Annotated in this window: 17 protein-coding genes; 5 read left to right on the top strand and 12 right to left on the bottom strand. The window is 60.8% G+C overall.

Going from position 1 to position 24,291, the window contains the following annotated elements; genetic code table 11:
- Positions 1-12: 12 nt before the first annotated feature.
- The 11 genes from IPM54_02465 to IPM54_02415 form a co-directional block, all read right to left on the bottom strand.
- Positions 13-522, bottom strand: a complete 510-nt coding sequence (locus IPM54_02465) for a hypothetical protein (GenBank protein ID MBK9258680.1) — start codon at positions 520-522, stop codon at positions 13-15.
- 187 nt (positions 523-709) lie between these two features.
- On the bottom strand, positions 710-2,191 hold the full coding sequence (gene tssC, locus IPM54_02460) for a type VI secretion system contractile sheath large subunit (protein ID MBK9258679.1): 1,482 nt from the start codon (positions 2,189-2,191) through the stop codon (positions 710-712).
- 3 nt (positions 2,192-2,194) lie between these two features.
- Entirely contained in the window at positions 2,195-2,689 is a 495-nt protein-coding gene (gene tssB / locus IPM54_02455; protein ID MBK9258678.1) for a type VI secretion system contractile sheath small subunit, read from the bottom strand.
- A gap of 209 nt (positions 2,690-2,898) precedes the next feature.
- Positions 2,899-4,602 carry a type VI secretion system protein TssA gene (tssA, locus tag IPM54_02450; protein ID MBK9258677.1) on the bottom strand — a complete coding sequence of 568 codons (1,704 nt, stop codon included), beginning with the start codon at positions 4,600-4,602 and terminating at the stop codon, positions 2,899-2,901.
- 99 nt (positions 4,603-4,701) lie between these two features.
- Positions 4,702-5,682 (bottom strand): type VI secretion system-associated protein TagF, encoded by a 981-nt coding sequence (gene tagF / locus IPM54_02445; GenBank protein MBK9258676.1) that lies wholly within the window; start codon positions 5,680-5,682, stop codon positions 4,702-4,704.
- A 129-nt stretch (positions 5,683-5,811) separates the two neighbouring features.
- Positions 5,812-9,579 carry a type VI secretion system membrane subunit TssM gene (tssM, locus tag IPM54_02440; GenBank protein ID MBK9258675.1) on the bottom strand — a complete coding sequence of 1,256 codons (3,768 nt, stop codon included), beginning with the start codon at positions 9,577-9,579 and terminating at the stop codon, positions 5,812-5,814.
- Between the two features lie 39 nt (positions 9,580-9,618).
- A complete protein-coding gene (locus IPM54_02435; protein ID MBK9258674.1) occupies positions 9,619-10,296 on the bottom strand; it encodes a DotU family type IV/VI secretion system protein in 678 nt (225 codons plus the stop codon).
- Positions 10,297-10,330: 34 nt separating this feature from the next.
- Complete coding sequence (gene tssK / locus IPM54_02430; GenBank protein ID MBK9258673.1) at positions 10,331-11,689, bottom strand: type VI secretion system baseplate subunit TssK; 1,359 nt, start codon at positions 11,687-11,689, stop codon at positions 10,331-10,333.
- Positions 11,690-11,837: 148 nt separating this feature from the next.
- The gene (tssJ, locus tag IPM54_02425) at positions 11,838-12,524 is read right to left on the bottom strand and encodes a type VI secretion system lipoprotein TssJ (protein MBK9258672.1); all 687 of its coding nucleotides are present in this window, start codon (positions 12,522-12,524) and stop codon (positions 11,838-11,840) included.
- Positions 12,525-12,693: 169 nt separating this feature from the next.
- On the bottom strand, positions 12,694-15,360 hold the full coding sequence (gene tssH / locus IPM54_02420) for a type VI secretion system ATPase TssH (protein MBK9258671.1): 2,667 nt from the start codon (positions 15,358-15,360) through the stop codon (positions 12,694-12,696).
- A 113-nt stretch (positions 15,361-15,473) separates the two neighbouring features.
- A complete protein-coding gene (locus IPM54_02415; protein ID MBK9258670.1) occupies positions 15,474-17,279 on the bottom strand; it encodes a transglycosylase SLT domain-containing protein in 1,806 nt (601 codons plus the stop codon).
- Positions 17,280-17,414: 135 nt separating this feature from the next.
- Between IPM54_02415 and IPM54_02410 the strand changes: the two genes are divergently transcribed.
- A complete protein-coding gene (locus tag IPM54_02410; GenBank protein ID MBK9258669.1) occupies positions 17,415-18,725 on the top strand; it encodes an FHA domain-containing protein in 1,311 nt (436 codons plus the stop codon).
- A gap of 46 nt (positions 18,726-18,771) precedes the next feature.
- Entirely contained in the window at positions 18,772-19,470 is a 699-nt protein-coding gene (locus IPM54_02405; GenBank protein ID MBK9258668.1) for a phosphatase PAP2 family protein, read from the top strand.
- A gap of 113 nt (positions 19,471-19,583) precedes the next feature.
- Here the strand turns inward: IPM54_02405 and IPM54_02400 are convergent, their stop codons facing one another.
- A complete protein-coding gene (locus tag IPM54_02400; GenBank protein MBK9258667.1) occupies positions 19,584-20,468 on the bottom strand; it encodes a hypothetical protein in 885 nt (294 codons plus the stop codon).
- 329 nt (positions 20,469-20,797) lie between these two features.
- On the opposite strand from IPM54_02400, the gene tssE reads away from it, so the two are divergent.
- The 3 genes from tssE to tssG all read left to right on the top strand — a co-directional run bounded on the left by tssE (position 20,798) and on the right by tssG (position 24,134).
- On the top strand, positions 20,798-21,163 hold the full coding sequence (gene tssE / locus IPM54_02395) for a type VI secretion system baseplate subunit TssE (protein MBK9258666.1): 366 nt from the start codon (positions 20,798-20,800) through the stop codon (positions 21,161-21,163).
- Positions 21,164-21,234: 71 nt separating this feature from the next.
- Positions 21,235-23,004 carry a type VI secretion system baseplate subunit TssF gene (tssF, locus tag IPM54_02390; GenBank protein MBK9258665.1) on the top strand — a complete coding sequence of 590 codons (1,770 nt, stop codon included), beginning with the start codon at positions 21,235-21,237 and terminating at the stop codon, positions 23,002-23,004.
- On the top strand, positions 22,968-24,134 hold the full coding sequence (gene tssG / locus IPM54_02385; protein MBK9258664.1) for a type VI secretion system baseplate subunit TssG: 1,167 nt from the start codon (positions 22,968-22,970) through the stop codon (positions 24,132-24,134). The genes tssF and tssG overlap by 37 nt, the downstream gene beginning before the upstream one ends.
- Positions 24,135-24,291 lie beyond the last annotated feature (157 nt).

The raw sequence follows: 24,291 nt of genomic DNA, 5'->3' as shown, positions 1-24,291 counted from the left end.
GTAAAGCGTACATCAATCAAGATTGTACAGCACTTTCCACCAATGCTCATCGATGTTCATATCGGGCTTCACGAGGTTGATATGCCCGGGTACGTCAATCGTGGACCATGCACCACCGAACGGCTGCGGGGATAGAGGCACGTCGGAATAGGCGAACCCGTATTCGCCAGCATGCCCGAGATCTCGCGTTTCAATGACGACTTTCAATTTGCCATCGGGCGTGACCGCGGCCCACACGGTGCCGCTCCCCGCACCACGGGCAAACTCCTCCGCTGGGGCAACGAATCGCAGGGACGTAGGCTCGGATGGATCATCCAGCCGAAAACGAGCCTCCTGTCCCGGCGCGGGCGCCATCGACCGCACCCGAGCCACGACCGCTTCGAAGTGCTTGCGATGAAAAAACCCGGGATTCTGACGCGCCGTAATGCCCAAAGGCGTGAACGTAATGAGAAGAGCACCTGCTCCCAGACCTAGAAGCGCCACGACGAGCAGCAGCGTTGCAAGCTTTCCATTTCTCGACATCAAAGCGCCCCGCCAAGCGTGCATTGATCAAGCGCAGTTCGTCGCGCCAATCTTAAAAGAAAGTACAGTTTTTCCGGGACAGGTTTGCCCCCGCATCGGACCGTATCGCTTAATCCTTTGACCACAAAACACCAAGGCCGGCGATCTTTCGACCACCGGCCTCGTATTGGTTCGTCCCGTAAAGGGATTATTCTTTGTCGAGCTTGCCGACGAGGCTCAACGTGAAGAACGCGCCCATGTACTTGAAGTGCGGGCGCACCTGCATGTCGACCTTGTACCAACCCGCGTTGCCCTCGACCTCGGTGACGATGATCCGCGCCTTGCGAAGCGGACGACGCCCACGAATGCTCGCCGAGACAACGTCCTGATCAGCAACGTATTGGCTGATCCAGTCGTTCAGCTCCTTCTCGAGATCCGCACGTTCCTTCCACGTACCAATCTGCTCGCGCTGCAAAACCTTCAGGTAGTGCGCGATGCGGCACATGATGAACATGTACGGAAGCTGCGTGCCCAAGCGGTAGTTGAGCTCGGCCGCGCGGCCTTCTTCGCTCTGGCCGAAGTACTTCGGCTTCTGCACGCTGTTCGCCGAGAAGAAACACGCGTTGTCCGAATCCTTGCGGTACGTCAGGCCAATGAAGCCCTCCTCGGACAATTCGTACTCGCGGCGCTCCGTGAGCATGATCTCGGTGGGGATCTTCGTCTGAATCTCGCCCATCGCTTCGTACTGATGCAGCGGGAGATTCTCGACCGAACCACCAGCTTGCGGACCGATGATGTTTGGGCACCAACGATATTTCGCGAAGCTATCGGCGAGGCGCGTCGCCATGGCGTAGACCGCATTGCCCCAGCAGTACGCTTCGTGCTGGCCGATGACGTTCTCCTCGTAGTTGAACTCCTTCACGGGCACGGTGTTCGCGCCGTACGGGAGACGGAGGAGGAAGCGCGGCATCACGAGGCCGACGTAACGCGAGTCTTCCGTCTCGCGGAACGCGTTGTACTTCGTGTACTGCGGGCCTTCGAAAAGCGCCTTCAGGTCCTTCAGGTTGGGCAGGTTCAAATAATCTTTGAGCCCAAAGAATTGCGGACCTGCCGCTGCGATGAACGGAGCGTGCGACATCGTCGCAACGGCCGCGCACTTCTGCAGCAACATGATGTCTTGCGGGCCAGGTCCGAACTCGTAGTTCGCGATGATCGCGCCATACGGACGACCACCGAACTGACCGAACTCGGCCGAGTACACGACCTTGTAAAGACCGCTCTTCGGAACTTCCGGAGCGTCTTCGAAGTCGGCGAGGAGGTCTTCCTTCGAGCAGTTGTAGAGCTCGAGCTTGACGTTCTCGCGGAAGTCGGTCCGGTCGACGACGAACTTCAAACCACGCCACGCGCTCTCGAGCTTTTGGAACGTGGGGTGATGGAGGATCTCGTCGATTTGTCGGGACAATTTCGCGTCGATCTCTGCGATGAGCGCATCGACGAGAGCCTTGTCGACCTTTTCACCTTCGCGCTTCGGTGCGATGAGCTCGGCGATGAACGCCTGCACGCCCTTCTTGGCGACTTCGTAACCTTCGTCCCCCGGCGTCATCTTCGTCTCGGCGAGGATCTCGTCGAGGAGGCTGCCGCCTTCGAGGGTTTGAACACCCGCGGCGCCCTGCCTTTGCATGTCGGCCATGGTTTACTCCTCCCCGTCCTTCTTCAACCCAAGCTCGTTGATGATGCGATTGCGCGAAGCAGGGTCTTGGAGAATGGACTGAATCTTGTTGCGGAATGCCTTCTCGTTGCCGAGCGGACCCTTGAGGGCCGTGAGCGCTGCGCGCAGCTCGAGAAGTTTCTTCAGCTCCGGCACCTGATTTGCGATCGCCGCCGGCTCCATGTCGGACAAACGGCGGAACTTCAGGTTCACGTTCAGCTCGTTGTCCTCTTGCTCGGACAAACGATCCTTGACGGTCATGGAGAGCGACAGCTTCTGCTCCGACATGACCTTCTGGAAGTTGTCCTTGTCGACATTGATCGGCTTGCGATCCTCGAGCGGCGTCGGGTCCGGCCGCATCGTGTAGTCGCCAAGCATCAGCATCTTCAGCGGGAGCTCGACGTCTTCCTTCGCATTCCCCGTCGCTGGCTTGTACGTGATGTTGACGCGTTCTTTCGGCGCGACTGATCCTTCTTTCATCGCGGAAGGCTCCTTTCCCCTTACGCTTGGAAGCTACGTGCTCCGAACGGCCAACCGAGCCGCTCTACGTCAATTTCCGTGGATCCCGCGAGGTCGGGGCTCACCTCACGAGCGGGCCGAGCATACCTCAAAGTGCACGTCGTTCGTCCATTGTTTCTTTTGGGTCGTGAGCCGTTTCTTCACGACGCCTCAAAGCGCTCGACATGCGCTCAGGAATTCGAGATGCGGAACGCTGCTGCAGCGTCGAGCTCACAGAGTCGTTCGAAGACTTCTGCTTCTCGCTTGCGTTGCTCGTCGGTCACTTCGTAGCCCTGATTGAGACCGCGGATCGCTTGATAAAGCGCTCCATAAAGCTCGCCGCAAAGCTCCGGATCCCACTCGTCGAGGCGATGCTGCTTCGCCATGCGCTCGAGACCGTCGAGCTGCGCACGCGCAATCGCAAGCTGTCCGATTTCCAAGCAGATCTTCGCGATGCCGAGCTTGCTGCGGAACTTGTCGACCGGCGTGATCGCTTGAGCCGCAACTTTGGTCACCGCTTGGATCGCACTCAACGGCTCTTGCGCTTCGATGAACGCACGAGCTTCCGACATCGCTTTGTCGAGCGCGCGGAAACCTTTGCCACCAGGAGCTCCACCCGCACCACCACCCGAAGGCGCTCCACCCGCACCGAGTACCGGACGAACCTCGGCGTCGATCCACGCCTTCGTCTGTTCGTCAGCGAGCGCAGTGCCATCGTTGAACGTGAAGTCCACGAGCCCAGGCGCGCGCCGCAGAAGCAGCGCGACCTCGAGCAGATGCGCAAGCTTCGCATCGGCATACCCGAGGTTCTCGAGCGCATTCGATGCATGCCTGTGCGGATCGAGCCAGAAGCGATGCTCGGAAACGACCTCGTCGAGCGACGCGAGGATGCCGTCCCAGTTGCCAGCTTCCGCCATGCCATCGAAAGCACTCCGCACGTGATCGGGCGGTGACGGAAGGTAGGTTTGTCCGTTCTCCGCGGGCGGATCCTGCTGCATGAAGAGCCACAGACCCATGCGCGCAATGCGATACGCAAACGCGCTCGATGGATCCGCCAAACGCAACGCTTCACCAGCTCGCAGGAGCAGCGTGCTGACTTGTTCGAGCACTGCATTCGCAGACTCCGCATCGGTGATCGCCGTGCCGTCAGGTACCGCAACCACCGCTGCATCCACGGGCGGCGCCTCCACAGGCGCAGGTGCCGCGACAAACCGCGGAGGCGGGGGCGGCGGTGGTGCATATGCAGCCGCTGGCGGAGGGGGCGGCGGCGGAGGTGGGGGCGGCGGCGGAGGCGGTGGGGGCGGCGGTGGGGGCGGCGGAGGCGCTTCCTTCGGAACACTCGCGACGAGCCTGCGACAACTGTCTCGCAAGCTGCCGAGTCCACCGTATGCATCGCCGAGTTTGTCCCGAAGCTCCCCATCGAGCTCGCGACTCGCCTTCTCGACAGCGCCTACGAGATCGGCATCCTTCGCGGTCGGAGTGAAGCTTTGAACAGCAACCGTTAGCTGATCACCGAACCATTGCGTCAAGTTGCCGCGCGTGCGCGGGCGCTTGATCGGCGGGTACATCTTGTCCCAGAACGCCGTATTGAGCTCGTTGACGAGAACCAGTCCATCGAGCGCGCCGAGGAGACCATCCGTGTTCGCTTTGGCGGCGCCGTAATAAACCGCGAGACGAAAATCCTTCGTCTTGTCCGTCAGCAACTCTTCCGCGTTCGAAACAATTTTGCCCCAGTCGATCTTGCCGCCCTCGATCGACGTCGTCTTGTCGATCTCGGCTTTGATCGCTTCGAAGAGCTCGTCATACGTGCAATCCGCTCCGACGCCTCCCGAGATGGGTTCGAGCATCGCCGAGATTCTGTTCTTCGCAGCATCCAACGCATCAGTCACTGCCATGACTCGCTACCCTACCCTTTCGTCGCCACGCACGAGAAAGCCGCCGCGTATCGTTCATCCTGACGAACGACGCAGCATGAATCGTGTTTGCGAAAAATATTATGAGCTCAAACCTTCGAGGAAACTCGAAATGGAAAGTTCGGAACGCGCAACGAGCGCATCGAGCTGCGGGCCGAGCCCACGACGAGACGTCGGTTCATCCTCGGTCGGCGGCCTGCAAAGCTCGACGACGTGATCAGCGGCTCCCGTCGGAGCGATGAGCTCGCGAAACGTCGCCACGTGGGGCGGACCGAAATGAAGCAGCATCGTCTGCTGCGGAACCCAGAACGCATTGAGCAACGTGTTCTTCCAACGCGCGAGCCGCAGCGTCATGTCCATCCACACCGCAGCCGCATACGCATCGCCCGCGCCGAGCGGCAAACGCACGCACAAGCCAGTCTTCGGATACTCTTGCCCGCGGAACGGTTCGACGGACGCGTAGACATTGTGCAGCGCCCAAAAGCGACTCGCATCCGAGCCGAATCCCGTCTCCCAAAGCGCCTTCATCGTTTGCGTCGTCAGCCACGCGCGATATCCCGCGCCCGCTGCTTCGGCATCTTCGAGCGATGGAGGCACGATGCGCGAAACGCGATCGACAAACGCGTCGACTGGAAGCGTACGACCACCCGTCACGAGTTCGTACGAGGACGCAAGCAACGACCAAAGAGCAATCGGCAGCGATGCGCCTGCCGAGACGAGCTGCCCGTAATCGTACGAAGCGAAAACGACCATCGGGTACGTGCGACCCGCATTGTCTCCACTTGCGGCCCATGCGCCCACCATTCCACGCGTGGGCGGCTCATCCGCTTTCGCCCCTTCGCCGTGAAAGATGAAGAGACCAACCGCAGGTTGGTACGCTTGTTCGAACGTTTGGCCGAGCGATCGACGCGAGAAGTCGAGCGCGCCTCCGAGCCATCGATCGAAGGCCGCTAGTTCATCGCCGCCCGCGTTGAACCGAATGAAATCTCCCGTCGCCGGGAGCTTTCCAAAACAGCCGATCTGCGGCGGAGCAGCAGCAGTTTTCTTGCGTCGCCAGAACATCACCGGCAGTGCCTACCCATACACGAACCGCCGCCCCGACCGCCATCCCTTTTTATCTAGAAACGAAGGGGTTGGTCGGTGGCGGTCACGTGCCGAAATGCATCGGAATGATGCGCTGTCGATGGGGAATCACTTCTTGCCGCCAAAGCTGTCGCCGATCGACGGCGGGCAATTGGTCGCGCGGAAGAAGCTGTTCGAGAAGGGATGATTGGTGCGCGTCGGCCGCACTTCCATCGTCACGATGACGGGAGGCGCCGTCATCTGCCACGTCACGGTGAAGACGTTGTCCTTGTCCTTCTCCGCAGTCGTCGTACCAGCCTCGAAGAGACGGAAGATGCCCCACGGGCCCTCGCGAACGAGTTCTTCGTCGAGACCACCAGCACCTCGAATGCGCATACGCGCACCCGTCTGCTTTTCGCCCGGCCAAACGAACGTGTGCCAGAACTCCTTCTCGTTGCGATACAGGCGCTTCTGACCATCCACCTCGAAAAGCACCTCGCTGACGATCGGGCTCACGGTCTTCAAGTTGATGTGGAACGTGACCTTGGGTTTGTCCCCTGCGCCCTCGGGCCAGAGAGCATCCGTGATCTCGTGAACGCGCTTCAAACACGGATAGAGGAGCGCATTGAAGGGCGTGAAAGGTTTGGCCGGACGAGGCCGTCCCTCGAGTCCACCCTTCGGAACGAAGTCGTGCCCGACGCGAATGTGGAAGTCGTCGAGGTACTGGTCGTAGAAGCCCCAAAGGATGCCGTCTTTCGGCTTGAGGAATGCAACGACGTCCTCGTACGAAGCATCGCGCGACGCCGAAAGATCGAACGGATAACGTTCCTTGAGGTTGTCGCGGAACGGAGGCCACACGACGACTTCCCACAAACCGCTCGCGGAACCACCCGCGCTGCGCATGACGGCTTTGTACGCCTGACGGAGCGGATTCATGAGCAGCGGCGTCATGAGATCCTGACCCGTCTCATCCATTTTGAGCAGCAACTTTTCGGTCTCGCGAATGGCCTCGCCAAACTTCTCACGCGCGGCCTGCGTGCTCGCTTGTCCAGGCGGAGCATCTTCGATGCCGCCCATCTCTGCAGCGAGCCCTTCGAGATGACCGACGTATCGCGAAAGCTCGGCCGGCTTCGGAGGCGGCGGCGGAACGCCTTCGGCCGTCTGCGGCGGCACTTCGGGCACGCCGAAACGCACCATCGAACGGAACTTGTCCGGAATCGGATCACGCGGGCCACGAGCACCAGGACCGCCCATCTTCACGAGGTCCGTAATGCGACCGGAAGTTCCGAGTGCGCCGCTCGCCTTCGAATCAATCCGTCGCCGCGCTCGCTCCTTGATCTGATCGAGCAGACCACCGTCTTGATACATCTGCTCTTCAGCTTGGTTCTGCACGAGGTCGAACTGCGTGTTGTCCTCGAGCGTGCGCAACAACCGCTGGTACGGCCAATCCGGAGTCGACAGGACGCGGAACTCTTCGATCGCTTCCTTGTTGTTCGGAGGAATTTCGACCTGGATGTCCCGGAAAAACTCGACCCACTCGCGGATGTATTGCGCGTCGTAGTCCTGGCGAACGCGAGCAAGCGCTTGTTGAATCTTGTCACCCTGACGCTCTTCCTCTTGCGTCAGCGGTACGACCCAGCGCTCACGATCGAGAACCGTGAGGCCCTCTTCGAGTGACGCGATGACCTGTGCATGACCCTTGGCCGTGTACGGCCCACGCACCTGAAGCCACTTGCCCGTTCGCTCTTTCTGCGAGCTTCGGACCTTGCCGAGCACCTCACGACGATCCGAGAAGAGCTCGTCGAGCGAGATGGGGGGATACTTGAGGTTCTCTTTATCGTCCGGACCGTTCTCGTCGTACTTCTCGTATTCGAGCTTCGTGACGAATCGGTCGTAGAAGCGTTGGGCAGGACCAACGCGCGCCAAGATGTCACGCGTGCGTTCGACGAGAGCCTTGTCGAGCGTCTCGGTCGTCGATGCACCACGTCGCAACAGGTCGACGTAATACTTCACGTGCGGAAGAAGTTTCGCCTTCAGATCCGCTTCGGAAAGGTCCGTCGTCTGACGCAGCGTATCGGTCCAGAGCTGCAGGAGCCGGCCCGTCTCCCATGCCGTTTCGGACTCGGGAAGCAGGTGAACCTTGTTCTCGTCGGCGAGCAGCAAGTACGTCTTGAGGTCGTTGTATTCCTCGAGGTACTTGGCGCCGGTGACTCCCGCGAGACGTTCCTCGAGTCGCGCTCGTACCGGTTTGACGAACCCTTCACGCAGCGACGCGATGTACTGATCTTTCGTCGGCTCGAAGAGTTTGTCTCCCTGGTACATGCCCCACCGGTAACTGACCGGTGCACCTTCTTCGCGATACTGATCGAGGAGTTGAGCGTGCGCGCGGATGTTGTCGAGCTTGTCGATTTTGTCGACGGGCGGCGTGTTGCCATCGGTCCACTTCACCGCAGCCGCTTCTTTCGACACGCGTGAGGTTTCGGCAACGAGCGCGCGGTTGTTCCAGAACGCGAGGATCGCCGGAATGAGCAAGAGCATGCCGAGCAGTGCGGCGGCAAAGGCACCTGCAAATCGCTGGAATCGTTGCCGGCGAACTTCCGCCGCCGTGCGCGCTGCGATGTCGTGATCCGGGAAGATCACGTTCATGAACACGTCGCGAAGGAAGTAGCTCTTCGATTCCGTTGCACCCGCGTTCAGATCCAAGTCGTCGCTCGCGGCCGCGGTGGGCTTCAGACCGAACGCGCTCATCATACTGCCGAGGACGCGATCGAGGGGTTTGCCCTCTTGCGTACCGCTCGTCATGTAAAACCCGCGCAAGATCGGCGTAGCCTGATTCGGGGTCTTCGACGGCGCGAAGGCGAGGTTCAAGAACGACGACATGTTGTGCTTGATGGCCGCGAACTCGAGCGGGAATTGGTAAACCTTTTCCTTGGCCGCTCGGTTCCGCTCCGTCGCCATGCGGCGCAGCGATCGCGTGTGCACACGCTCGACGAGAGCGTCGAACTCCTCGTCGAAAATCTTTCCAGGCTCGGCCTTGTTCGCATCGAGCTTGATGGTCGTGCCAAACCCTTGTCCGCGTTCGCTCTTCTTGAGGTCCGAGAAGAACTCGACGAACCCCGAGACGAGATCGATCTTCGTGAACATCACGTAGACGGGCAGCACCATCTTCAACGTCGTCTGCATCTCGTCGACGCGAGCGCGCACCTTCTTCGCAACGGATTCGACCTGCTCTTCGCTGGCATCGACGAGCTCGCTGATGCTCACCGCAACGATGACGCCGTTGATCGGTTTGTCAGGACGGTACTTGAGCAACTGCTCGAGGAACGCCATCCACTCGTCGTGATCGTCCGATTCGGTCGTGTAGCGACCCGCGGTGTCGAGCAGAATGGCTTCGTTCGTGAACCACCACTCGCAGTTGCGCGTGCCGCCGACACCTTGAACACCACCACCTTGTGGATCGAGGTACGGGAACTGGAGACCCGAGTGACGAAGGGCGGTCGTCTTGCCAGCGCCGGGCGGGCCAACCATGACGTACCAAGGAAGGGAGTAGAGCGCGTTGCCTCCACCGCCGAGCTTCGAGGCTTTGAGAGCCTTGATGCCTTCCTGAAGTTGGTTGTGCAGGGCGATGATTTCCGCCCGTCGTTCGGGCTTTGCAGCGAGCGCTTGTTCTTGCGCTTGCTGTGCAATCGCCTTCTCGAGCGCACGAGCTGCACGAGCTGCACGCACACGTCGATAAATGACGAGCCCAACGAGTCCGACGACGACGACGACCGTGACGACGATCGGGATCCACGTCGGAAAAACCTCGGCGCTAGGCCCCGGCCCAGTTGGCCTTAAAATGAACCACGTCCCCCAAACGAGGGCGAGGAACAGGGCGCTCAGGATCCACAACCACATGGGACTTCTCCCTCGGTCCTTTGCCAGGTCCCCCTGACGCTACTTCCCACCACCGAGCAGGCGCTTGATTTCATCTGCGGTGGAGTCGGCGTTCGAGCCAATGACCAGCCAAAGGATGAAGATCACGATCAGGGCCAAGATGAGAAAGCCGATGGCGATGAAGACATACGGCAACTCGCGACGAACAGCGCTTCCGCCGCCGTCCTTGCGCTCTGCGTTCGGAGCAAGCTGATCGTTTGCCCCTTCCGCGAGCGCCACATAGTTGCCGAGCCCTTCAACCACCGCCTGCAATCCTTCCTGGTGACGCAGACGATATTTCCCCTGAAAGCCAAGGGCCAAACAGAGGAAGTAAATTTGCGCGACATGGGCCCGATTGCGCTGCCCGTGCAGGTTGTCGAGGTTCACGAAGAACTGATCACCGGCGGTGTTGAGCTGGAAAAACTGAAGCTGCAGCGGGTTGCTCAACCACTGGGTTTTTCCAGGCCAACTCGAGTGATAGATGACTTCGTCGGCGAAGGCGGCGAGCGCAAACTTCGCGTCGATCATGTCCTGCTCGGGAATCCGCGCTTCGCGACCGTTTTGCATCATCGTGTCGAAGAGCTGCAAAACACGACGCTGCAGAATGTCGGGCGCAGGAAGCTCGCGAGAGTTCCTGAGCTGAAGGATCAGCGACAAGACGTCCGAACACACCCAATACATCGACTGCGACAGGCTCATGCGCGCCCCATGAATTGAACAGCCACGCCCTCGATCACTTGCCACCCTGCACGGCGATTAGCCGCAGATCGACCTTTTGCGGATCGATCGGCTGGTAAATCGCAACGGTTCCCGAGCCGAGAATGTCGTTCCAATAGTCACCCGCCTGATCGATTCGCAGGTAGACGACTCCGGGTTTGACCGGAATGGCCCCCGGAGGCCGGTACTCGACCGCCACACGCACACCAGGCATGGCGGCGTTGAGGATGTATCCAATCTGCGTCCACGACCCCATCTTGAGCAGTCGCGGCAAACGTTCGCGAAGCGTCGCTTCGTCCGCACCCTTCGCTTCGAGGAACAACTCGTGCGTACGCGGCAGCTTCGGATCCTCGAACTTGCCGAGGTACATGCCGTCCTCGCGCTTCTCCAGCGGCACCACGGTGTAGTTCTCCGCAAGCACGGCGGAGATCAGCGTGAGCGCTCGATCGAAGAGCGGCTCGAAAACTCCTTCGAGGTCCAAGTAATTGAACTTCGGAAGCCCCGTCGGATCACCATCGGCCGCAAACGTGCAGAGCTCGCCGATGAGCGATGCGATGAGCACGTAGCAGTCCTCGGGATGCGCGTTGCCGTGATCGACCATGTGCGACACGGCAGGGATGAACGCGTTGAGCGTGTGGAGCATCCAGAACTTCGCCGTGTCCGAGAACTGAAAGTCCACGGACGCCGCGGTACGCATCCTGCGCCCCTCGGCCAACGACTTCTGCTTGCCCACCATCGCCGACAAGATCCGGCGCAGCCCCGACATGATGTGGTCCGAGCTGCCGATGTGCGGGATGGGAGGAATGAACGTCTTCTTCAGGACGATCGCGCCCGTTCGATCACGCACGAGCTGCGCGATGCGCACGGTCTGATACGCGTCACGAGGCTCGGTGCCGAAGAGGATGCGCAAGTTGTAACGAGCCCAAACGACCGCGGTGTCGCTGCGTCCCGTGTTGATGTCGGGCACGGTCGTCGTTGCTGCGACGAAACGAATCGCGGGATTCGCCTTCGATGGATCGAGCGCGATGTTGGGATGCGTTTCGCGCACCTGGGGGATTGCGATGAACACGTCGAGCGCTTCGAGTGCTGCGGGAAAAACCCCTTCGAGCGGCCGAGCTTCGACGGCGTCTTCGCCCCGATCACCGATGAAAAACGGTGTGCCGTCCGGGAAAAACCCATGGCACTTGACGAGCTTCAACTGCCCAGCAGAGAGCGCGCGTTCGTCGAACTGCACGCCCGCCACACCCCATGGGTAACTGAGCAGGGCGTTCGTCCGCGCCTGAAGCAATGCTTCGTGATACTGGTCCCCTTGCTGCAAATGCTGAGGGGTCATGAAGAGCCCCTCGGTCCAGACGGGCTTGCGCGGGTGGATCATATCGCCCGGTCAGTCTTATCAGAACTCGCCCCCCAAAGGACGCGAGTCGAGGATAGGGCGTGTCTCGAACGCTCGCCCGGTACCTTGGGCACCCGGGCGGCAACGACGTGGAGCGGATGGGGACACGACATCACGCAAGGCTCCGAGCTCAAGGCGCCGAATTGGCGGGCTTCGGCGAATCCCCTGCCGACTTCTTGGGTAGGTTGATTTTGCGAACCGAGGTCGCGTTCGGAAACATCGACTCGTCGAATTCGCTGCCATTGTCGAGCTTGGTGGATTCGACAAAAAACGACACACGCGGATCTGCGTTTGGCGCCCCGCCATCGGCTTCACGCCCCGCACACTGCGCCTCACCGGGCATCAGCGGAAACGCGTAGAACGTCTTCCAGCTCATCCCCTTCGGGCCGTGAAAGAGTGCAACTCCCCCCAAAACACTCGCTTCCTTGGCCCGCTCGAACTTGATCTCGACCAGATCGTTCGGAAAAACCACGACCTCGTCCTGCGTGACGATGTCTTCGCCAAGCACGTCCTTGTCCGTGAGCAGTACCTCGTCGTAGCTCGCGTTCTGCAGACGCATCTCGTCCTTCAACTGGTAGAGCCGAATGACGACGGAGCGAGGATTCTGGTTCTCGTTCGGATTGATATTGTCCGCTGCGTAAATCCGAAGCGTGACGATCTGCACGTCACAAGGCTTCGGCGCAGCCGGCGGAGGAGCCTGTGCACAACCCATCCCAAACGACCCAACGACGACGAGGCCGATGCCAAGACCAAGTCCAACGAGGACGTGGGCCGCACGCCTGCGCATCCGATGGGTAAACGACGCTAAGACCGCCATGGCTCTCCTTTCTATCGGAAGGCGAGCCAAGTGGCCCAGAATTTTGGGTTCGAAGTCTGCGCTCGACGCTCGCCCATCCGGATGTGCGAGCGAAAAGCGTTGCTCAAAAACAAAGGCTCCCCTCGCACGACGAGCGCGGGGAGCCTTGCTTCATCGGTGGAAAATCAGATCACTCCGGGAACGTCGCCGTGAAGTTCTTCTGATCGTCGATGTCGATGAAGAGCTTCTTCGGCTGAATTCCCTCGGCCATCTTGCCGAGGATCTCTTGCGAAAGCATCGGCAAGAGAGATGCGCGCAGGATGTGGTCGATGTTGCGTGCGCCCGTGTCGACTTCCGTGCACCGACTCGCGATGAGATCGACCATGCGATCCGAGTATGACGCGTCGATCCTCTGACTCTTCTTCAAACGATCGACGAGCGCGTTGAGCTTGAGGCGCGTGATTTCTCCAAGGGCCTTCGGCGAGATCGGGATGTACGGGACAACCGTCATACGCGCGAGAAGCGCAGGCTTGAAGTGCGCCGACAGCGTCGGTTTGATCTCTTCGTAGATCTCGCGAATGACCGGCTCACGACCTTCCTCCCACGCACTGACGACGTGGTTGGTGATTTTGTCCGTCGCGAGATTGCTCGTCATGATGATGACGGTGTTCTTGAAGTCGACGAGAAGGCCCGTTCCATCGGTGAGCATGCCCTTGTCGAACACTTGGTAAAACAGGTTCATGACGTCCGGATCCGCCTTCTCGCATTCGTCGAGAAGAACCACGGTGTACGGACGTTGGCGCACGCCTTCCGTGAGCATGCCGCCTTCGCCGTAACCGACGTATCCGGGAGGTGAGCCGATGAGCCGGGAAGTCGTGTGTTTTTCCTGGAACTCGCTCATGTTGATCGTGACCATCATGCGCTCGCCGCCGAAGAGCATGTCCGCGAGCGCGAGCGCCGTCTCCGTTTTGCCGACACCGGATGGGCCGACGAAAATGAAGACGCCCATCGGCGTGTTCGAAGGCTTCAGACCTGCACGTGCAGAGCGAAGCTCCTTGGCGACCGTTTCGAGCGCGTGGTTCTGACCTTTGATGCGCGAGTTGAGACGATGCTCCATCTCGACGAGCGCTCTGACGTTGTCCGACTGCATCTTGCCGGCAGGAATGCCCGTCCACGCGCTGACGACCGCTGCGATCATCGCTTCGTCGACGTCGGGCCTGATGAGCGGAACTTCGCCTTGGTCCTTGTGCAGCTCGTCGATCGCCGCAACGACCTCTTTGCGAATCGCATCGCGCTCTTCTTCGCTCTTCGCCTCGTTCATGCGCTTGCGCGCTTCGAGGACCTTCTTGGCACCTTCGGACTCGTGCGCATATGCAGCGCTGACCTTCTCGAGCTCCTCTTTGGACTTCGCGATCTTTTCCTCGAGTTGCTCGATGCGCTCCGGCTCGAGGAGGGTGATGCCTGCTTCTCGATCACGCTTCAGTGCGGCGAGCTCGGTCGACAGCGTCTGAATGCGAACTTCGATGTCCTCGACTTGCGCCGGCTTCTGCTGCAAAGCGATCTTCACTTTCGCCGAACACGTATCGAGAAGATCGACGGCCTTGTCGGGGAGGAGGCGGCCCGAGATGAAGCGCGCCGAGAGTTTGACCGCGGCGACGACGGCTTCGTCCGTGATGATGACGTTGTGCGCTTCTTCGAACTTGGAACGCAGACCGCGAAGCATCGTGATGGCGACCGGTTCACTCGGTTCGTCCACCTTCACCGGCTGGAAGCGTCGAGCGAGCGCTGCGTCTTTCTCGAAGTACTTCTTGTACTCGGCCCACGTCGTCGCAGCGATCGTGCGCAGCTCGCCGCGCGCAAGAGCAGGCTTGAGCAAGTTGGCCGCGTCGCCCGCGCCTTGCTGATTGCCTGCGCCGATGATCGTGTGCGCCTCGTCGATGAAAAGAATGATCGGCTTGGGCGATCCTTTGATCTCCGAGATGACCTGCTTCATGCGGTTCTCGAATTCGCCCTTCACGCCTGCGCCGGCCTGAAGCAGACCGAGATCGAGGCCCAGGATCTCGACGCCCTGCATGAGCGGCGGGACCTGGTTGTTCACGATCATGAGCGCCATGCCCTCGACGAGCGCCGTCTTACCGACACCGCTGTCGCCGACGATGATCGGGTTGTTCTTTCGACGACGACCGAGGATGTCGATCATCTGTCGGATCTCGCTCTCGCGTCCGAAGATGGGATCGATCTGTCCCGCGCGAGCGCGGCCCGTGTAGTCGACGCAGTACTTGGCCAGCGCCGAATCTGCCGACGCGCTCGCTGCACCCTGGGGCAAACCACCGGCGCCCAATGCACCACCAGCGCCACCTGCCGCAGCGGGAATGGACTCGGCTTCTTCCTTTGAGCCCGAAATGATTTTTTGCAGGTTTGTCTTGATGTCCTCGCGCGAGATGCCTTCGAGCAGCGCGCCGATGCCGCTCATCGTGTAGCGGCTCGTCTGGATCAAGAGGCGAGCGAAGAGCATGCCGCTGCGGACCTTGGCGAATCCGTACTCGACGGAGCCCACCGTCCACGCGTCCTGCATCCACTCGAGCATCGTCGGGGAAAACACGGGTTTGCCCGCGTTCCCGGTGCGAAGATCCGACAGGCTCCGTTGCAGCGCGGTGCGCAGACGGGCCGGATCGAGATCGTAGTGCATCACGAGGAACGCGACGTCCGAGTTCGCGTCGTCGAGCAGTGCAAGAAGCAGATGCTCTACGGTCACCTCGTAGTGCCGTGCAGTGACACATTGAACGACGGCTGCCTCGAGTGCTGCGGTGCAGACGCGAGAGAGCCTTTTGATGATGGATTTGGCTTCGACGAGCATGCTCATGGCGCACGCATCGTACACAGGATCGTGGCCGTGGGTATCCCTCGTCGGATCGTCAACGATGTGCAGTGGTTGCGTTCAGGAGTCGTCGCAAAGATCGACGCAGGGAGTCAGCCGCGGGGCCGGTCGGTGCGTGCAGCGGAAGCCTTGTCGCGCGGAGCACGTTTGGCTTCGGTCTTCGGGCGCGCCTGTTCTCCATGCGATGGCTTCGCCCCCTGCACATCCGAACCTCGCCCTGCGTCATCCGACTTGTCTCCACGCTCGGAGACCTCGACACGATCATCGAGCGAGCTGAGTACGGACGGCTTGACACGCAGCTTCAAAATCGCGCCGGCGCGCAGCTTCGCGTCTTCATCGATGCGGTTGTCCTTCGCTACGTCGTCCACATCCATGGCGAACTGACGTGCGATGCCGAGCAGCGTATCGCCCGGACCAACCTTGTAGAGGAGCGTCTTGCGTCCACTTCGCTTGACCTGACGTCGCGGCTCGACCGAGCCGGAAACATCATCGTCCTGCGCGTCGTCGTCGGCGACAACGAGGCCCTCGATCGGATCACGGAGCGTCCTGCGCTTCTTGTACGGCGGGAGCAACGAAAGCAGGCTGCCTTCGCCGCGCGATGACTTGAGACGCGCTTCTCGACCACCCACGAGGTCGACGGGATCGAGAACGGCTGCGTCGTCGATCGCTACCGGCTCGGTCTGCAAAAGCACCGGCAACATGGCATGCGCTCGCGACAAACCTTCGGGCGGAATGTTGACGATGAAGTCACCATGGCCCGGAGGAACTTTGTCACCAAGCAAGTCCGGGTTGAGGGAACGGATTGTCTTGACAGACACGCCCGCTGCCTTGGCCAGCGTTTTGAGCGACAAACGAGGGGGCACCGCGATTTCTGCAACGTCGAGCGGACGCATGATCTCGACTTGGTCGAATCCGAACCGCTCGAGGTTGTTCGCAATGAGCGCCGCAGCGGCGATCTTCGGAACGTACGATGCCGTCTCGCGCGGAAGCGCTTCTTGACGTGCGAGCTCGTTGAAGTCCGCCGTGCCGTATCGATCGATGCGATCGAGGAGCTGCTCGTAGCCCATGTTGTAGGCAGCGAGCGCCAAGTCCCAGCTCCCGAAACGCATGTAGAGATCGCGCAGGTGATGCGCTGCGGCCGTCGTCGCAAGTCTGGGATTCTTGCGTTGATCGACGTGCTTGTTCTGCACGAGCCCGTAGACCGCTCCAGTCGCGGGCATGAACTGCCAGAGGCCCATCGCTCCCGCCGGAGACTTCACGCGCGCATCGAAGCCGCTCTCGATCATCGACACCCAAATCAAATCTTCGGGCAGTCGCCACTCACGCAGTTCGTGCTGGATCAAATCCTGAAACTTGCCGCTGCGCTTGAGCCACGTCTCGAACATGCGCCGCCCCTTGTCGGTGCGTGCGAAGAAGTTGACATACTTCAGCGTTCGTCGCGTGATCGTCAGCTTCAGGTCCGGCATCTGCAGACGCGACAACGCTTCGGTGCCTGCCATGTCGAGATCGTCCGGATCCGTAACATTCACTTCGGCACCGGCAGACGCGAGCCGCTGCGGCCTTGAAAACAGAGGACGCTCGATCTCACACGACTCGCCACGTGCCGCGTCGGCTGGACCAACTTCGCGCAAACGCCCGAGCTCGCGGGATTCAGGCCCGCCCGTTCGTGCCGCAAAACCGTCGCGCGCCGACTGCGCCCTGTGTGTGGGCGGAGCTACCGCCGCAGCCGATCCACGATGCGGCGCGGGATACGACATCCCCGATGTCCCGCCTGACTCCCGATGCTCCTCAACGGCCGCGCGGACTGGCGCCAAGGCCGTTTCAGGCGCGGTCATCCCAACGCCGTACCCGAACGCAAGAGCGGACACGAGAGGCGGAATCCTGTGGAGTAGGCTCATGTCAGACAAGGTCGCACCATGTAGGTGTACTGGTCAAGAAAACAGGATCGATCGTGGATTGGTAGGTGGGCGTGGAAATGGGGAGGGTGAGCGTGGGGGCTCTACTTTTGAAGTGAAGGTGGCTAGTCTCGCCGCATGGCGGTGGCGCTCGTGGCCCGGGTCATCGATACCCAGGCCAACCAAAGCTTCGACGTGACGTACGAACGCTTCCCTGTCCGCATCGGCCGCAATCAGTTGAACGACTTGCCGATCGATCGTCCGTACGTGTCGCAATTTCATGCGTCCATCGAAGTACGGGACAAACAGATCATCGCGAAGGATCTTGGTTCGACGAACGGCACGGTGTTTTCGGGCAGGCGAATGACGCGCGACACGCCCGTCGACATCACGAGTTCACCCGAGCTCACGATTGGTCCGATCGTGATTCGGATGCAGGTTGCGGATGTTGCACCGAAGAAGCGCGAGGCACCGAAAGACGGCACGGTGCTCGACTTCGATCAGTCTGGTGGAGCTGCAGCAGCGTGGAAGGAGCAGCAGCACAAGCCGATCGCGCCGGGTGCCGAAGACGCGTACATGCGGCAGCTTCAGCCGTACATCGAGTCGTATCGAGCGGCGTGGGTTGGTGTGTATCGCGTGATCTACGATCACTTGCCGCGCCTTCAGGACGATGTTCGTCAGAATTATTTGAAGCGGCTGGCGATGGAGCATGGAGCGATCGCTGGCGAGCCGGACTTTCAGAAGATCGCGCAGTATTACGGCGTCAATCCGCGCATGTTTGCCGAGCCGAGTGCGGCGACGGCGGCGCTTGCGGCGATGGCGGAATTGTCACGCACGCTCGCACCGAGTTCGAAGCCCATCGACAGCGTCGAAGACGTCTTGATGTTCGCCAAGCGTTTGCGCGACGTGATGGAAGTGTTCCTCAAGTGCTTCGTGAGCTTGCGCGACGGTTATCAAGAGTTCGAGACCGAGGTGCTTGCGCGTGACAATCAGCCTGAAGAGGGCAATCACGTCGAAGCGGCCAAGGACGAGAAGGAACTTGGTAACGTGCTTCTTGGTGGGCAGGGTGGACCGGACGCACCGAGGCAGCTTCAGACCATCTTCATCGACGTGATGCAGCACCAAGTGGCGCTCATCAACGGCGTGATGGAGGGGGTGCGCACGCTGCTGACGAAGTTGTCACCCAAGACCATCGAGGAAGATCTCGAGCGACGCGGCAAGAAGGGTGGGCTGTTCTCGAACAAGTTCGAGGCGCTCTGGAAGCTCTACGAGGTGGTCCATGGCGACTACGCTGGAGAGCAGAAGGAAACGTATATGATTATTTTTGGCCCACAGTTCTCACGCGCGTACGCTCGTGCTGCCGGTGAGGATGAAAAAAAAAGCGCCGGTGATGCGGCCGCGAAAAACCGCAACCGCTTCCTCGTGACTACCCCACAACCCAAGAGATAGCCCGCGCCTGCCTCGTGCAGCGCATGAAGACGGAAGGCTCCGCAGGATGCGCATCAAGGAGATCGTACTGGCCAGCTTGGGCCTCGTCGCTGCTTCGTGGATAAACTCCAGCGAGGCGTTTGCTCAAGACACCGTCCCCACGATTGTGGATCGCGATCCCAACTGGGGAATCGTGAGCGACGTCAGTCTCGCGATCGGCGCATCGACGGTGTTTCTGATGCCGCGCGTTTACTACAGCGATCCCGAGTCGACGGTCGGCTGGAAGGGACGTTGGCACTTCTCACATTTCGCGCCGATGATGACGATGGCTGCTGCAACGCTGCTCGTCGACGGACCCATCAAGAACGCGCTGCAATTGCCGCGACCAGGCTGCGAGGGCGTCGATCCTCGCGTCGCCGGGCCGGGTTCGAACTGCGAAACCTACGGCGGCCCGTCGACGCACGCCTTCGCCTCATGGGGCGCATTCGGTGTCGGCACGGGCATATTCCTCGTCGACACCATCAAGTACTCGAAGGGCCGCTTCCACGCTGGCTCGTTCATCGGCAACGTGGTCGTGCCTCTCGCTGCCGGCGTCATGACGTCCGTCAGTCGAAGCGTCAACGGCAGTGGCGTTCAGTTCGAGTCGGACCAGCAGGTCCTCGCCGGAACCTTCATCGGCATGGGCAGCGGCCTTCTCGTCGGCGTCGCTTACTCGCTCCTCCAGCGCCCCTCCTGCGGCTACGGCAACGCCATCTTCTGCTGGTAGACCTCATGCAATTCGTATGACGCCCAATCTTTGGACGTCATACGAACGAGCCCCCTCTCCGTACCGTGGCGAGGGGGCTCGACGTGCGTCAGCCGTTCTTCAAACGAAAGCGCTCAGTCTTGACCGACGACGCGCTCCCAAAGCGGTTCGTTCGACGAGAAAAGCGCGTCGCGTTCCACGCGCAAGAAGCGCGAGAACTCGACCTTGCGCAAGTTGCGATCGCTGTCGCGATTGGGATCCTCGTAGTGAATGATCCCTACGCGAATCTGCTCGAGAAGCTGGATGCCCTTCGGCGTGTACGACACGTCCGTGAGCAGCTTGTAGCGCGCATAGAGACCTCGCTCGGACACCGAAGGCAGCACCGCAACGCGCTCGATGTCCACCGCCGCCGCTTCGATGAGACGGCCACGGCGCGCAAGGTGGAAGTGCGCCGTCTTGCGACAATCATCGGCCTCATCGCAACGCCTCGATTCGGCGACGACGAGTGTGTCGTCACCGAGACGCACGGGCTGAATCTGCGTTTGTCGCCCCGGGTGTTTTTCCGACTTGACCGGTCCGCGATAACTGCCGATGCCGTAAATCTCGGCGCGATCACCAAACGCGCGCGCAAGGATCACCGGGCCACCCTGGTCGCCGTTCTCGAACTCGAGCACGCGATACCAGAGCACGCGAAGTCCATCGGGCCCAGCGCGCACGTCGACCTCTTCCGTTTCGATCGCGCGAGGCCACCCCTTCTGCGAGATCCCACCACGCAGCGATTCATTCGCGAACGCGTAGTGTCCCGTGCAGTCGATGTCCGTCGGGTTGAAGCCCTTGTCGCCGCTGACGCCAGGAAACGCAACTTCGGCCCATTGATCGGCTTCGAGCGTTCTGACGACGGCTCGGCCTCCCCCGGACGACGACAGCGGCGAAAGCTTTTTCGTGCACACGGCAAGCGGCGCTTGCCCGCGTGTCTGCACTTCCATGTGTGGCTGCTCGGGAGCAGCTCCACAGCCCAAAACGAGGGCACCGGCAAGAGCGAACGTGGTTACCGCGACGGCACTGCGCGTGCGGTTTGTCGCGTACTCATGGCTGTCATCGAGAGACGGCTTCACGCCTCATTTCGTATCATGTGCCGCGCCCATCACGAAAATTCCCGCCAACGCTCGGACGTAAATCGTCGACCAAGCCGCTTCTTTCGTGCGCTTTTCAACTTTTCGCCAGGACTGCCGAGCGCGCGTCGCGCGAAGGCCACATCGGCCTGTCAGCGCCCGCGCGACAAGAGTAGAATCAACGCGTGGCGGCCTCATTGCTCACCCGCATCGCCCACGCAGCCAATCCGCATTCGATGGAGCGGCATACGTGGAAGGATCAAGACCTCGAACAAGCCGTGGTGTCGCATCTCATCCGCATGCTCAACACGCGTCAGGGCAGCTCACTCACGTGCCCCGACTACGGCCTCATCGAGGTCTCCGAGATGCTGCACGACTTTCCGGATGCGATCGGCATCGTGCAGCGCGCCATCAAAAACAGCATCCAGAACTACGAGCCGCGCCTCAAGAACGTGCAAGTGCGGCACATCAAGAACGAAGCGATGCACACGATGGTGCTCGAGTTCGAAATCACCGGTCAGCTTCACTACCCGGATGGTCGACGGTCTGCGCTGCGCTTCAGCACCGCGGTCGATCAAAGCGGCAACGTGAAGCTCGGATGATTCGTGAAACTTTTGACCAGCGTTGACAGTGTCGCCACGCAGGGGTCGACTGCTAAGCGTCTTCGGGGCTCATGTTCAACAAGTACTACCAGGACGAGCTGACCTACCTGCGCGAACTCGGTCGTGAGTTTGCCCAGGCATATCCCGCGATCGGCCCAATGCTCGCCGAGCGCGGTGGAGATCCGGACGTCGAACGTCTGCTCGAAGGCGTCGCATTTCTCACGGGCAAGATTCGCCAGAAGCTCGATGACGAGCTGCCCGAGGTCATCCACTCCGTCGCAGCGCTCCTCTTCCCGCACTACCTGCGACAGATCCCGGCCACGTCGATCATCGAATTTTCACCGCTGCCCAACGTCGTTCGCGAAAAACTCATCGTCTCGCGTCACGCGGAAATTGGTTCGGTGCCAGTCGATGGAATCTCGTGTCGCTTCCGCACGACGCAAGACGTGGAGCTGTTGCCGCTGTCGGTCGAAGACGTCCGAGTCGACACGGGTGCGCAGCTCGCACAAGCACTCAGGATCGAGCTCAAGGTCACGGGTGGCGCAGCGCTCGCCGCGCTCGCACTGTCGAGAATTCGTTTCTACATCCACGGAGAGCGCCGGCTTCAAGACGACATTCGCGTCTGGCTAGGCGCGCACGTCGACAACATCGCTCTCTGCGCGGTCGACTCTGCGGGTCGCGACACGACGCTCGCGACGCTCCCAGCACGCAACATCAAGCTCGTCGGTTTCGACGAAACCGAAGCGCTGATCCCCTACCCAGCGACGGTTTATCCGGGCTTCCGGCTGCTTCAGGAATACTTCTCGCTCCCTCAGAAATTCGCGTTCTTCGATGTCTCGGGCCTCGAAGCGATGCCGGTGGACAAACTTTCCGACAAGTTCGCGATCGTCATTCAATTCAAGGACGGACTTCCGTCGGGCACGCGGGTTTCAAAAGACAATTTCCGACTCTTCTGCACGCCGGTCGTCAATCTATTCGAACACACCGGCGACCCGATCAAACCGGATCCCAGCAAGTACGAGTACCTCGCGCGTCCTGCCGGTTCGACGCCCGTCGGCTACGAGATCTACAGCATCGACAACGTCATCGGCATCGCGCGGCGCACGAGCCAACGCGTGAAGATCCCGCCGTTCTTTGCGTTCGAACACGAGCTCGAAGCAGACGCTGCAGCGCGCGGCGTGTTTTACCAGACGCACATCAAGCCTTCGACCATCGGCGATGGCGTCGACATCTACATGTCGTTCGGCTCGTCGCAGGATGGTGGAGCGATTCCCGAGTTCGACGTCATCAGCATCGAAGCTACGTGCACCAACCGTCGTTTGCCCGGACAACTCAAGGTCGGTGACTTGCGTGTTCCCACCGCGACGTCACCTGCCGTCGCGAGCTTCACCAACCTCACCGGCGTCACGCAGCCTCTGCCGCCTCCAACGGGCCGCGAGCTTCAGTGGCGCGTGCTCTCGCACATGGCGATGAGCTACCGATCGATCACCGAGCTCGAAGTGCTGCGATCGATGCTCGAGATTTACAACTTCCCTGCCCTCATCGATCGCCAAGCAGCACGCGCAAACCAACTGCGCATGCAGGCGATCAAGTCGATCCGCGTTCGCCCCACGGATCGTCTCTACCGCGGTGCGCCCGTGCGTGGCATCGCGACCGACATCGAGCTCGATGAACAAGGCTTTGCAGGTGAAGGGGAAATGTATTTGTTCGCGAGCATCTTGAACGAGATGCTCGCATCCTACGTCTCGCTGAACTCGTTCACGCAGCTCAGCGTCACCGGCACGAACTCGCGCGTGGTGTATCGATGGGAGCCGAAGAGCGGCAGCTTGAACCTCATCTGACGCCGCCAACCGACGGCGCCGAGTTGTCGCCTGCCGAGCAGCAGGCGCGAGCGCAGACGCTCATCCTCGCCAAGGTTTCCGAGCTCGAGCACAACGCTCGCCGCTACTCGTTCTTCCGTCTCGTCTACATCCTCGAACGTCTCTTCCCCGGCAGCGCACCCGTTGGCCAACTCGGCCCCGCTTCGCAGGAACGGATCCGGCTTCGCGCGGACACGAGCCTCATCTTCGCGTCGACCGACGTCAGCGAGCTCAAGCAGGAGAAGTACCCGGACGAACAGGAACGCATGCGGCTCACCGCGACGTTCCTTGGTCTGTACGGTTCGGTGTCACCGCTGCCCACGCACTTCGTCGAAGACCTTGCGCAAGACGACTATCAGGGCGGCCCGCATCCGAAGCGCGAGTTCCTCGATGTCTTCAACCATCGCCTGCTGTCGCTCTTCTATCGCGCGTTCACGAAGTACAGGCACTCGGTTGGGTATCGAAAGAAGGGCGATGATGCCTTCACGCGACGTTTGCTTTGCGCCGCGGGCATCGACGGCTTTCGCGATCACAAGAGCCCCCTGCATCGCTTTCTCTACATGCGTTACGCGCCGCTTCTCGCATCACGTTCTCGTTCGGCGCGTGGTCTCGAAGTCGTCCTGAAGGATCTCTTCGGAAGCATGGGCGTGGGCATCGAGCAGTTCGTCGGACACTGGATCCTTTTGGAAAAACCGCTGCGCAACAAGATTGGCGTAGCGAACTATCAGCTCGGCGAGAGCCTCACGATCGGCAAGTGGGTGTACGACGGAGCAGGTCGCTTCAAGATCGTCCTCGGACCACTCAAGTACGACGAGTACATCTCGTTTCTCCCTGGTGGCTCGAATCGCCCGGTGCTCAAGGCCGCCGTCGACACACTCACGCGCGGCGCGTGCGACGCGACGCTCGAGCTTCATGTCGGAACGGAGGACGCGCCGCGGTTTCAGCTCGCATCACCGCGTTCGTCGACCCTTTCACGCACGACGTGGCTTGGTGGTCCGATTGGTCAAAACTTTGTGATCCAAGTACCTCTCGACGACAAACCCAAGCCTGGTAGCGGTCAAGGCGACGACGAGGAAGAAGAGCGACTCGAGCCGCCGCCGCTTCCGTACTGAGCGCGCATCACCCCCTAGCCCCCTCTCCAGCTTCGCGTCACTGCGTGACGCTCCGTGGAGAGGGGGAACTTGCCTTTTCGCCAAAAATCTCCGCCTCTCCACGCAGCGGCGAAGCCGCGGAGTTGGAGAAGGGGTCGGGGGGTGAGGCGCAAACGAG

The sequence above is a fragment of the Polyangiaceae bacterium genome (genome assembly GCA_016715885.1).
GTDB lineage: Bacteria > Myxococcota_A > Polyangia > Polyangiales > Polyangiaceae > Polyangium.
This window is presented reverse-complemented; position numbering and strand designations above follow the sequence as displayed.